This is a genomic window from Pseudoalteromonas sp. M8 (genome assembly GCF_018141365.1).
Lineage (GTDB): Bacteria > Pseudomonadota > Gammaproteobacteria > Enterobacterales > Alteromonadaceae > Pseudoalteromonas.
On record NZ_CP047240.1, the window covers coordinates 1,718,679 to 1,730,962 of the forward strand.

9 protein-coding genes and 1 CRISPR repeat array are annotated in these 12,284 nt (G+C 43.0%); of the genes, 6 read left to right on the forward strand and 3 right to left on the reverse strand.

Annotation, left to right across the window (positions count from 1 at the left end; translation table 11 throughout):
- The first annotated feature begins 101 nt into the window (after positions 1-101).
- A CRISPR array of direct repeats spans positions 102-967; the repeat unit is 35 nt; unit sequence GTCTTAATCCCCTATTAAACGGGGTATCTCCAAAC.
- Positions 968-1,638: 671 nt separating this feature from the next.
- The 3 genes from cas2 (GSF13_RS12440) to cas1 are packed head-to-tail and all read right to left on the reverse strand — an operon-like array spanning position 1,639 to position 4,243.
- Complete coding sequence (cas2, locus tag GSF13_RS12440; protein ID WP_211868575.1) at positions 1,639-1,914, reverse strand: CRISPR-associated endonuclease Cas2; 276 nt, start codon at positions 1,912-1,914, stop codon at positions 1,639-1,641.
- Entirely contained in the window at positions 1,914-2,198 is a 285-nt protein-coding gene (cas2, locus tag GSF13_RS12445) for a CRISPR-associated endonuclease Cas2 (protein ID WP_174171151.1), read from the reverse strand. Before cas2 (GSF13_RS12445) ends, cas2 (GSF13_RS12440) begins: the two co-directional genes overlap by 1 nt.
- Positions 2,195-4,243 (reverse strand): CRISPR-associated endonuclease Cas1, encoded by a 2,049-nt coding sequence (cas1, locus tag GSF13_RS12450; protein ID WP_211868577.1) that lies wholly within the window; start codon positions 4,241-4,243, stop codon positions 2,195-2,197. Before cas1 ends, cas2 (GSF13_RS12445) begins: the two co-directional genes overlap by 4 nt.
- Positions 4,244-4,419: 176 nt before the next feature.
- On the opposite strand from cas1, the gene GSF13_RS12455 reads away from it, so the two are divergent.
- From GSF13_RS12455 to GSF13_RS12480, 6 genes are read left to right on the forward strand one after another with little or no spacing between them, the layout of a single operon-like run.
- Positions 4,420-6,144: a hypothetical protein gene (locus tag GSF13_RS12455; protein WP_211868579.1), complete on the forward strand. Its 1,725-nt coding sequence runs from the start codon at positions 4,420-4,422 to the stop codon at positions 6,142-6,144.
- Complete coding sequence (locus GSF13_RS12460; RefSeq protein ID WP_174171154.1) at positions 6,141-6,752, forward strand: RAMP superfamily CRISPR-associated protein; 612 nt, start codon at positions 6,141-6,143, stop codon at positions 6,750-6,752. Before GSF13_RS12455 ends, GSF13_RS12460 begins: the two co-directional genes overlap by 4 nt.
- Positions 6,752-8,302 (forward strand): RAMP superfamily CRISPR-associated protein, encoded by a 1,551-nt coding sequence (locus GSF13_RS12465; RefSeq protein WP_211868581.1) that lies wholly within the window; start codon positions 6,752-6,754, stop codon positions 8,300-8,302. Before GSF13_RS12460 ends, GSF13_RS12465 begins: the two co-directional genes overlap by 1 nt.
- A complete protein-coding gene (locus GSF13_RS12470) occupies positions 8,302-9,684 on the forward strand; it encodes an RAMP superfamily CRISPR-associated protein (RefSeq protein ID WP_174171156.1) in 1,383 nt (460 codons plus the stop codon). Before GSF13_RS12465 ends, GSF13_RS12470 begins: the two co-directional genes overlap by 1 nt.
- The gene (locus tag GSF13_RS12475; protein WP_174171157.1) at positions 9,681-10,139 is read left to right on the forward strand and encodes a hypothetical protein; all 459 of its coding nucleotides are present in this window, start codon (positions 9,681-9,683) and stop codon (positions 10,137-10,139) included. The genes GSF13_RS12470 and GSF13_RS12475 overlap by 4 nt, the downstream gene beginning before the upstream one ends.
- Positions 10,139-12,283 (forward strand): TIGR03986 family CRISPR-associated RAMP protein, encoded by a 2,145-nt coding sequence (locus GSF13_RS12480; RefSeq protein ID WP_174171158.1) that lies wholly within the window; start codon positions 10,139-10,141, stop codon positions 12,281-12,283. The genes GSF13_RS12475 and GSF13_RS12480 overlap by 1 nt, the downstream gene beginning before the upstream one ends.
- Position 12,284: the final 1 nt, after the last annotated feature.

Genomic DNA, 12,284 nt, shown 5'->3' on the forward strand with positions numbered 1-12,284 from the left:
GGCCGTGCACATTGATCCGTCCATGAAGCGCTAACCGCTTCGGCCGTCCAAGGCCTCAGTTTCAACCCTAGCCAAGCTGCGAGCACTCGCTTGTCTCAAGACGGGTTTCAACCTATTAAACGGGGTATCTCCAAACCGCACCTCTTATGGAACAACTGTGCGACGTACTACGTCTTAATCCCCTATTAAACGGGGTATCTCCAAACGTGGTGAGCTAAAAAAAGCCGCAACTACTGCCGGTCTTAATCCCCTATTAAACGGGGTATCTCCAAACGTCAAGAGTTGGTAGACAAGCTAACACCTCTAACAGTCTTAATCCCCTATTAAACGGGGTATCTCCAAACTGGCAGCTGCCATAGCAAGAAAAAAACGTCTAGAAGAGGTCTTAATCCCCTATTAAACGGGGTATCTCCAAACGGAGAATGACCCGTATGGGCATTCTCCTCATACGGTCTTAATCCCCTATTAAACGGGGTATCTCCAAACCATTCCCTGAATGGTTCCTCCATGGAGCCTACAATGTCTTAATCCCCTATTAAACGGGGTATCTCCAAACCTGCTAGCTCTTGGGAGCAAGTCAATGCCGGTTGTCTTAATCCCCTATTAAACGGGGTATCTCCAAACCTAATGGCGGTATTAACGTGATCTCTAACAATAGGTCTTAATCCCCTATTAAACGGGGTATCTCCAAACACAGTTAAATGTGGTTGGCGCTGGTGAAACTAGGTCTTAATCCCCTATTAAACGGGGTATCTCCAAACGCAATACTAGAGAAGGGGCTCTCACTATGTGAGAGTCTTAATCCCCTATTAAACGGGGTATCTCCAAACACAACAGGGGAGACAAGTCAAAATCTGGGATATGTCTTAATCCCCTATTAAACGGGGTATCTCCAAACAATGAAATGGCGCCAGGTGTAGTAAAATACACCGGTCTTAATCCCCTATTAAACGGGGTATCTCCAAACCCTTACAGTGTCGACGCTTTGTGTGGCGCGGCCTGCAGCGGTGGATAACACATAGTTTTACCAGAGTTATTAAAATAGTCAATAGCTACTGACATATGTGCGATTTAGCTTACGGGCTATTGCATAAAACCGATAAAGTTCAATGGCTTCAGAACGTGCGGTTTTTAGCGTTTTTGTCTGTTCCGATGAGTTTGTCATATTACGTCATGGGTACAGTGATAACATGATGTTTTTAAAGAGCAAAGTCGATTACAGTCCACAGCTTATAAAGTGAGCAAGTTTTATGTGGTCGAATTTTGTGGATAACCGCAAGTGTAGTGCATTAGAAGGTAAAAAGTGTGTAAACCTTTTATTCTTTTTGGTTATGTTGATTGGTTTTTAATAACTCAAATATAGCTCATTGTGTATGCTTTTAGACTAACTAAATACTTGTGCACAGTATAAAATAGGAACTTGTATACAATCTTGCTAACTTTATGAAGTTTCAATGCTTATTTTTATGTCAGTAAGTGATTCCATCATGCGCAGCAAGCAAGGTTTTTGACACCAGTTTTTTCACTTAGTGGTATGGGATTACTGTAATAAAAATATTCAGTTATTGTAGCGGTTGATTGGGAATTATGTAGCGGTATTTAACTAACGTTTTCACTTTGATGGAATTGCCATTCGTATTATTGGCAAAAGTAATAGCTGGTGGCGTAGTAAATCGTGCCTAGACCATCGCACTGCCTACCGCCTAGATCTTTGCCGCATAAGGGAATAAACAATACTTTGTCTGTGGTTTCCAGCACAGTATTGGTGAAATCAGTTAGCGCTTTGAGTTGTGTGGGCTTAAGCTGTACTTCAAACACGCTGTATTGTACGCGTTCGCCGTATTCCCCTAAGCGATTCACGAGTCGTCGCCTAGCTTTGTCGTCACTAATGTCAAAACATACTAAATAATTCATTAGCATACGCAGGTAAAGTTATTACTATCGTCTAAAAAGGCCGAACCTAGACGGCGCGTATTTTTACGACACCAGCAACATAGTGGGTAGTAATGCACTCGGTCTTCGTCTTGAGCAATATGTTGTTTGATCTGTGCTCTTAAGTTAGCAAGTTGCCACTGGTTGAGTACAATATCGTACACACTAAGTTGAATGCGGCAGCCGTATTGCGCTAGCACTTTATCTACTTGATAGCGACGTTTATTATTAGCGATGTCGTAGCAGACTATATAATGATGCTTCATTGTTTTAACCTAAAGGGTAAAAATGGCGTATTGGCGTCAAGCAAACTTTGCTTATATTGGGTTAACTGTAAGTCCATACATCGGCGTAAGTCGGTGGTTACACCAAGAGCGGGGTACTCAAACTCGGTTTGCATTTGTTTTTCTATACTGTGTATAAACAGGTTTTTTGCTTTAGCGCCAATTAAGCAGGCTTTGTTTCTTATTTCGAAGTCGTCTATGCATAAAGCTCTGCTCATTAATAAATTTGTTGCGACAAGGTCGGCAATAAAGCGAAATGGTTCCATCATATCAAGTGCTAACGCTGGAGTTTGCCGGTTTTGGTGGAGATGCCCGAGCTGAATGTGTAGTTTACGTGCTTGGCAAAACGCAAGTACTTGATTAAAAATAATGCTATAGCCTAATGAGAGCAGAGCATTGAACGGATCTTTTGGAGGCCTGCGGTTTCGGCTGTTAAAAGCAAATTGCGTGGGCAACAAGCTTTTTAGCAATAAAAAATGTACTTTGGCACATTGCCCTTCAATACCAAGTAGCGACTGCAAGTGCGTGCAGTGGGAAATATGCTTAGTTTGTTGAATTAACTGCCTGAGTACTTTGGTTAACGTGCATTGCTGGTAAGGGTTGCGGAGTCTGAGTTTGCGCCTGATGATATGAATAAGGTTATGTACTTTTGCGGTGACCAATGTTTTAGCATAGTTGAGTGAGGAGGACTGTGCGTTAAACTGAGCTGAGATGATGCTGTGCTCTATTGCAGGATAAGCTCCAATTACACCAATAAAATGGCCGCTTTGTGACATCATCAATAGTGGCACATGTTGACTAATGCAATGAATATTAACAGCTCGGGTCGTATGAATTGCACCAAAAGTCATGATAGCATCAACGTGGTTAATAGGCAGACTATCAATACGTTCACCACTGTGTTTTATTTCAAACTTACCAGCTACCTTGTGGATGACCGCCCCTTGCTTTGCAACATAAAGGATCTGGCAATGATTGCTCAAGCTCATGTGTTGTGATGCTAACTCAGTTTGTGCGGCTTCAGGCTGGCAATCTAAAATTGCTTTTTGTAGCTCGCTTTGCGAGTCGTGATTTTCAGGTTCTTCAAACTCTACTGCACTTGGTGACTGTTGAGTGGGGGAGCTTGGTGCGTCCCACTGCCATTGGCTCAATATGGGTTGACCAGTGCCACTTTTCAGTACTTGGGTTAAGCCCCCAATAAAGTAATGGCCTAAAAATACAAACCCGGAGTCAAAGTCTGTAATTCTGGTTTTTTCTAAATTAAAATTTAGCGCTAATTCTTCAAGGTGTTGTTGGGTGAGCGACCAAGCATGCGCAACTTCATTGGCAGTTTGGGTTAGTACTATAAAGTCGTCTGCAAAACGCACGACCTTAAATTCGGCTTCTAGCAGCGCTTCATCTAGGCTGTCTAAATACATATTTGCAAGAACCGGGGAGAGCGGCGAACCTTGAGGAACGCCAAGGCCCATCGCTGCGCCATACACACACTGCTTTTGATGTTGCTGCATTTGTATCAAAGAGTTTTCAATTAAAGCGATAAGCGCATTGCATTCAATATAGTGGCGTAATTCACGGAGTAAAAAGGGCTGCGGAATATGATCAAAATACCCTTTAATATCGGCATCTAGCACGCAGGTATAACCGGCATCCCGATACTTCTCGACCTGCGCAACGGCTTGCAGATAGCTACGCTCCGGACGATAACCATAGCTGCAACGTTCAAAGTGCGGCTCAAAAAATGGCGTCAAGGCTTGGCTTAACACTGTTTGTACAATGCGATCACGCACCGTTGGAATGGCCAACCTTCTAAAGCTTCCTTTATTTTTTGGGATCTCTACCACTTTGCAAGGCTGACACCGATAGCTGCCTTGTTGTATCTCCCAAATCAATTTTTGCAGTTTGGCTTTTACATTTTTAGCAAACGTTTGAACACTGATCCCATCAATACCCGGTGCACCGTTGTTTTCACTAACTTTTAAATATGCATGATAAAAATGTTTATAGGTGAGTAGCGAGGCGAGGTTCATAAAGCACTCCTTATGGCTTGCTCAATTACCTTAAGCTAGTTTTTAAGTGGTAATTTTTTCACAAACTTGTGATGTTTATTCATGGTGGGTTTATTTTTTATACTTTTTGGTGTTTATTATAACTACATGTAACGCAGTATGTTTGGTTTAATTATTAATAATATAGGAAGGAGTCTATGACTTATTGCTATCTCTTTGAGGCAAAATCTATCCAAAGCTACTTGTTTAAAACAGGTAAGCTCAAGGACGTGATTGCAGCCAGTGAACGTTTAGATGTGTTGGTTGATGATAACAACAGTGTATTAACTGAAGTGCTTGAGCAGTTGGGTTATTCCCATAACTTAGCTGATAAAGAAGCGCGAGGGGAGATAAAGTTCTTACGTTGTAAGGGTGCCGCATTTTTTGCGTACAGTAATGACAAAGCACCGCTGCAGGCATTGCGAAATATTTGGACGTTAACCGTACTGCAGCTTTTCCCTGGTTTAGAATTTTGTGATGCATTGGTATATGGGGAAGATGGCCCTGACAAAGAAACGAATGAACCGTCTAAAGCGCTGCAAAATGCCATTAAGTTGGGGCAGCAGCGGTTAGCCGCTGATCGCAATCAAGCGAAGGTAAACTTACCGCTTGCTCCTGCGATTGCAGAGGTAAGCCAGCGTACAGGTAACGCTCAAGTACCAACAAGCAAACTTGCCCGCTTTGCACCAAAAGAAGAGGTAGAGTTTGAACGGCTCGATCTTGACACTGACTTGCATCGTCAAGCTTATGAGTTAATGAACTTAAAGCACCAAGGTGCTTTACAAGGTAAGTACTCGCCAAATGAACAGAAATATACCTACCCAATAGACCTCGAAAATGATTTTGACTTTAGTACCGAACAAAATGCACACAGTGGCAAACAAAACGATGAGCGAAAAGACATCGCACTGGTGCATATTGACGGTAACGGGCTAGGTATTATTTTACGCAAGCTTAACAAAGCATTGAAAGACGCTGATGAATCGGTGTACGCCAATGCTTATCGAACTTTTTCAGAGGGGCTTGCGGCTGCAACGCAAAAAGCGGCTCAGGCTGCAACTCAACTTGTAGTGGACTATGGGCAGACGAATAACAGGCTTGCTATGCGCCCGCTGGTGTTAGGTGGCGATGATGTTACTTTGTTGATCCGAGCCGATTTGGCACTCCCTTGGAGTGAAAAATTCTGTGAGGTTTTTAAGCAAACTTCAAAAGAGGCGTTAGCAAGTACTGTAAAAGTCATCAAACAGTACGGCGATGCTGAAGTAACAAAAGATATTAAAGATTATCTGTCTGCCAGCGGTGGGGTGTTATTTCAAAAAGCAGGTCACCCATTTACAAACAGTCACCATTTGGTTGAAGGGCTGTGCGAGAAAGCGAAACGGCTAACTAAGCAAATTGATAATAATGTTGGCCCTGCTGCGTTGTCATTTTTACGTTTATCTAATACTGCGACTCAGCATGTTGAACAGGTCATAAAACAAAATGTGACGGTTACTCTTGAAGAGTTAGAGAAGCTAACCACCGCATTGCCGGCATATTTAGTTGAGCCTCATTCGCACTATCCATGCCTAGCGGATTTATATCATTTGTTTGATGTGTGCACACAGCCGTCAACACCGATGACAATGAGTAAATGGCGGCAACTATTAACCCATTTATCTTTGGGAGATATGGCCGAGGCAACGCGCATATATGCACGAGCGCTAACGTTGGCGAAGGGCAAAAAGTCGGAGCTTGAGGATGCTTTTAATCAACTCAGTAAATCTCAAAACGACACGACGTGGTATTGGCAGCAAGATGGTGAATGGTTTTCACCACTCAGTGATTTAATGGTACTCGAACGTTTTTATTTTAAACCTGTTGATGCAGTGGAGGCACAATGAGTCAATTCATTATAACATTGGACATTCAAAGCTATTGGCATATCGGCAGTGGTGAAGAAGGTGGCAGTTATGCCGACGCGTTAGTACTAAAAAATGCTGCGGGTTTACCTTACGTACCAGGTAAAAGCCTAAAAGGCCTATACAGAGACGGTTTTGAAAAAGCCGTAGCTGCAGATTGGTTTGCTAGCAAATTATTAGACTTGTTGTTTGGATCCGAAGGAACAGCAGGTATCCAGCAACAAGGCGTAATACAATTTAGCAGTGCGACACTGTCTCCAGCCGAGACAAATTACTTTACGAGTGAGTCAGGAAAAAGCGCTAAAAAGTCACTATTTAGGGTGATCCAATCAACGAAAATTGGTGATAAGGGGGTTGCGGAAGAGGGAAGCTTTAGGGCTGTTGAAGTTGCCGTTCCAATGCAGCTAAATGCGTGTGTGAGTTTAAATACCAGTCACCCCAATTACCAACAAGTGCTTACCCTGTTTGGGGATAACGTGACACAAGCACTTGATAGGGTAAGTCGGCTTATTTTTTCGCTCGGTGCCAAGCGACAGCGAGGTTATGGAGAGGTTAATATCAACGTAACATCCACAGAGGAGGTGGCATAATGCGGTTATATTATCAAATTACAACTCAAGATCCTGTGATCATTAGCCAATCTAACGCAACAACGAATAACCACAATACCTGTGATTTTATTCCTGGCAGTGCCATTTTAGGGGCGTTAGCCGCGAAGTTATACCCAGAGCTTGCAGAAGACCAAAGTAAAAGTTGGAATATATTTCACACTGGCACAGTACAATTTGGTCCTTGTTACCCGTTAGTTGGGCGAGAAGTCGCATTACCGATTCCAGCATCATGGCATATTGAAAAAGGCAAACTGGCATTTGAAAATGCAAAGCTAAATGAGCAAACCATCAATGTACCGAGTGTGTTTTATGATCGCGGTGAAACTCAATATAAGCAATTACGCGGCGGTTTTATCACCAGTAAGGGGGTAGAAGCGCAAGTAAAAATGGGTCAAGTGACAAAAACGGCGATTAACAATAAGCTCGGTATTGTTGAGCAGGGCCAGTTATATAGCTATAGCTATATTGAGCAAGCGCAAACATTTGTTGGATGGATTGAAGCGCCCGAATCATACAAGTCGCTCATTGAGAATGCACTGCGCCAAGTAACTCGGATCGGCCGTGCCAAAAACACCGAGTTTGGTCGGGTGGCTGTTACACCTATTACTGGGAAAACCAAACCACCACAATCGCTGCAGTCGCAGCTGGTACTTTGGTGTGCCGCAGACTGCGAGTTTTTAGACGAGTTTGGGAATAGTAGCCTATCACCGAGCGGCAAAATGATAGACTCAGAACTAGACGAGGTAACGCTTAATAAAGACCAAAGCTATATTCGTAGCCATACTATCGCGAGATTTAACCAAAAGCGCCAAAGCTTCGACAGTCAAACACAAGTGATCAGCAAAGGAAGTGTGTTGGTGTTTGATTTAAATGGCCAAACTCTAAGCCAAACAATACTGAATAAAATTGCTGCTGATGGAATTGGGATTAATAAGCAATTTGGACAAGGCTGGGTGATGGTCAACCCCAGTTGGTATGATGCGGAGCAGCTTACTCCAAGTCAATTATATTCCCCGCTAGATGTTGAGCCGCAAAAGTTAGCAGCGGACTGCGGTGAGGGAGAGTCCACATTACTTGCGTGGATAAATGAGCATCAAGCTGCTGAGCAATCAAAGACGAGTGCAAAACAGGACGCTCTTAAGCTACTAAGAAAAGTTGAAAAGGCCTACGATAGTGCCCGAGGCTTTAATAACATAGGTAAACATCTGCAAGCTGGCCCTTCATCAAACCAATGGAGCAGAATATACGAGCTGGTAAAAGCTGATGTTGAGAATTGGAACGCGCTGGCATTTAAAGGTGAACACTGTATTTGTAAGGCCAAAAACGACGAATTTGGTTGGGGGATAGAGTGGCAAGGCCAGACCGGCTATACCAACTTTGCAGCCGCTATGGATGCAGCGTTAACTAACGAGTCAACGGCAGTAATGAGACTATTCTTAGAGCAGCTTTGTCGGTATGACCCATCAACCTACAACGGCTTAAAAAGCTTTAAAGCTTATCTCAGTACCCAACCGCAAGGAGGCAACTAATGACAGTGTTAAAATTAGCTCGCATCGTGATAGAAACACAAACCCCGATGGCAATTAATTCTGGTTTGCGAGAGGTTGGCTTTGACTCTCAGTTAGCCCGTGATGCTAATGGCCTTCCATACATTCCAGGTACCAGTATTGCAGGAGTGTGGTTAAATCAAGCAAGTAAGCCCAATCCAACACAACAAAAAATAGACACTGAAAAGTGGTTTGGCTCAACACTGCAACGGTCATTGCTGAAAATCTCTAACGGTGTGTTAGTCGACAGCGAAGGCAAGCCGGTAAAGGGATTGGTTTTGCCATCAAAAATAGAGAATGACGCACTACTTAGTCGGCTTTCTCAAGCGCGCCCACATCATCGTGAACGAGTGGCTATAAATGATAGAGGGGTTGCGGCAGACAAAGCAAAGTTTGACCAAATTTTGCTACCAAAAGGGATCCGTTTTTGTGTGGATATTAGCTTTGAGAGTGAACAGCTAGATACAGATGAGTGGCAACGGCTTTTATCTCTGTGGCATAGCCGCTTATTTGCGCTTGGGGCTGATACACGCAATGGGCTTGGTCAAATCAAAGTGATAGGTGTGCAAGAAGCACATATTGATCTTAGTGACCTAACCGAAACCCACCCTGCGGATAAAATTAGTGAGTTTTTTGCAAACCCACTACCGACCAGTCATACACTGAGCCAACAAGAAAGCCCATTAATCGAGTTACAACTGAAGGTTGATGGATATTGGCGCTTTGGCCGCGGTACGCAGCTGTTAAACACAAATGGTCTCGATGCAGACATGATCAGCTACAGTGAACCCAGCGTAAGTTGGCAAGATGGCATACCAAGCTGGCAAGATCCAAAGCCTGTGCTTTGTGGCAGCGCTATAAAAGGTATTTTGGCACATCGTAGTGCATTTCATTACAACCGTATTACAGAGCGCTTTGCCGAAACACTCGCGGATAAAACGAACCAAGAATGGGAAACAAGGCCAGACGCATTAGCGGAATTGTTCGGCAAAATTGATGATGATCATCAGGCGTCGAAAGCTGGCCGGTTGATGATCGAAGACAGCCCAATAGTGTATAAGCCGGAGCAGGTGACTGTGCGCTATCACAACAGTATTGACCGTTTTACAGGCGGCGTGCGCAGGGGAGCGTTATACAGTGAAGAACTACTTTACGAGCCAGCAATTAGTGTGCGTATTTGGTTATTACCTGGTGAACCGATTGACCAAAATCTGGTACAAGCACTAGAGGCGACAATGGACGACTTGACGAATGGCCTATTGCCGCTTGGGGCTGGCGCAGGGCGTGGAACGAGTCTTATCAAACCAACTGATCCAATCGGCAAAGGAGCGTTAGCCCATTTAAGTTCGGAGGCAATCCAATGAGTATTGATACCTATAACAAGCTGAAAGAAAATGCCCAAACAACAATTAAGCAGCCGCTACCAACACTTACTGCAGCTAAATTACAACATGAATACAGTACAAAAAGTGTCGATGCCGTAATTGAGACTGTTAACTCAATGGATGCGACGTTTGGGTGGGCGATGTATCGCGATGAAATTATTAAAGATACAGCGCTGACAAGTCGCAACGATCTCATAGAAGGTGAGTGGTCGAACGGGACAAAAACAATCAAAGTGAAACTGTTAGGTGAAAACCAGTACCAATTTGTTTGTATGGAAGTCGTGGACGAAAAAACGCAACATCAAGTGTACAAAAAACAAACTTTGATTACTCGATATGGGCCTGCCACTTACTTCATTTGGTATCAACTCATTGATGAACGCTGGCAGCCAGTTGTGCAGCAATTTATTGGTTTTAGCAAGGAGGAAGACTAATGAGCCAAGTACATGCACCATACCATTTTGTACCATTATCAAAATGGGTTTATATGCCTGAGTGGGCGCACTTAGTCAGTCACGATGTTCCTTTTCAAGATGGCCTGAGCGGCAGTATTGAATATACGTTAACCAACAAAACGCCAATGTGTGTTGGTAGTGAGCATAAGAAGCAAGAAAACCAACCAACAAAGGTAGTCTGGCAGAAAACACCATGTGGGAAATTTATCATTCCTAGTACATCATTAAAAGGTACGATCAGAAACGTCCTAGAAATATCAAGTTTTGGTAAATTTACGTCAATAGATGATCAGCGTCTTTCCTATCGCACAGTATCTTCTGGTAGTGAATATTTAAAATATGTTTCTAAAGAAGCGAGAGTAGAGGCTGGCTGGGTTAAATATTGCGACAAGTCATCAACTTGGAAGTTGAGTCTATGCAAGTTTGCCAAAGTGAAGCACACAGATCTCAAGTCTCAATGTCAGGTAAACATTCGAAATGAAATGTCAGCGGTTGAAAAATACCAAGTGCTCCCAATTACCACGGAGATTGAGTTTGACACGAAGACACTAAAACGTGGGCAGGACGGCACTGAAAAAATTAAACATGTTGGCCAAGGAGGGACTAAGGGAAACATCGTATTTTGCAACAATAGAGTTGTCGATGAAAGCAAAGGTAAGGCAGAGTATTATGAATTTAGCTATTGCTTTTATGGTAAATCAAAAGAGGTCGCATCAGGCTCAGGTTTAGACGCCCTAGTTCAAGACTGTTTGAATAGCCATAATGAAGCGCAGGTGCAGTTTTTGAAAATGAACCCTCACCCTGAAAAGGGGCTACCGGTCTTTGTTTTGATAGATAAAAATACCAAGAATATAAAAACACTGGGGCTGGCAAAACTGCCGAGGATGATGTACAAGCACAGTTTTTCAGAGCTAGTGGGTCGTAAACAGAAAGATGCAAGTAAAGCCCTAATTTTTGATATGGCGGAATGTATTTTTGGAACGCTCAGAGAGGGTGGGCTGAGTCTAAAAAGCCGGGTGAGTTTTACAGACGCAGTCTGCCAAAATAAATACGATGCACCTTTTAAAAAAGTTATTTTGGGGTCGCCTAAACCGAGCTTTTTGGCGACTTATCTAGAACAGCCTACTAAAGATCATTATGTTGATTACAACAGCAACAATGCTGAGCTATCGGGTTGGAAAAGATATAAATCTTTAACCAAATTTGAAAGCAACTATAATCATCAAAGGCACGAGAATAACAGTGTTGTGAGTGATGTTGAGCTATTACCATCAGAAGCACAGTTCTATGGTCGGGTGATATTTCACAACTTGAAGCCGGAAGAACTGGGTGCTTTATTGTGGGCATTAACCTATGGAGAAAATCCACAATGTTTGCACCAAATAGGTCATGGAAAAAGTTTAGGTGCTGGAGCTTGCGGAATTAAGGTGACTGAACTGAACTGTAATGGTAAAGCCTGCACGGCAACAGAGTTCATAGCTCGCTATATGCAGCTGATGGAGCGTGCTTACCCCAGCGATAACAGTTCGTGGAGTGATAGCCCCCAATTAACTCACCTTATCGCACTTGCAGATCCAGCAACACATGAAAGTACCAACAATAATTACATCGACTTCGATTCTGGTGATTACACTAAGATACAAAATGACAAACTTGCTATGCCTAAAGTAGAAGTTGCAGGGCAGGCACTTGAGCGAAAAGAACCTGAAGAAGTTAAGGCGACAACATCGCCAAGTTTTGCTAAAGGGCGACTAGCACAGTTAATAACCGATGAAGTTAAAAGTACTCCTTGGTTTAAGATGCATTATTCAGAAATTGAAGCCCATGAAGAAGCGGTGCAAGCGCAACAAGAGCAAGCTAAGTTAGATGCAATGCCAGATGACGTAAGAGAAATTGTAGAGCTTAAGTTACTATTTGAGCGCACAGAGGTACAAGCACGAAAAAACTTACATAAAGAAGTAGTCGTTTTGTGTGACAAGGCGCTAGACAAGCAAATTTCTCGAGAAGCTTTACTTGCGCTTATTGAGTTGATTGATGATGAGATTGTTGATTTTCAAAATGTAGGCAAGAAGAGAATAAAGGATAGAAAACGCTTAATTAACAGTGTTAAAGGTTTAATTTAGT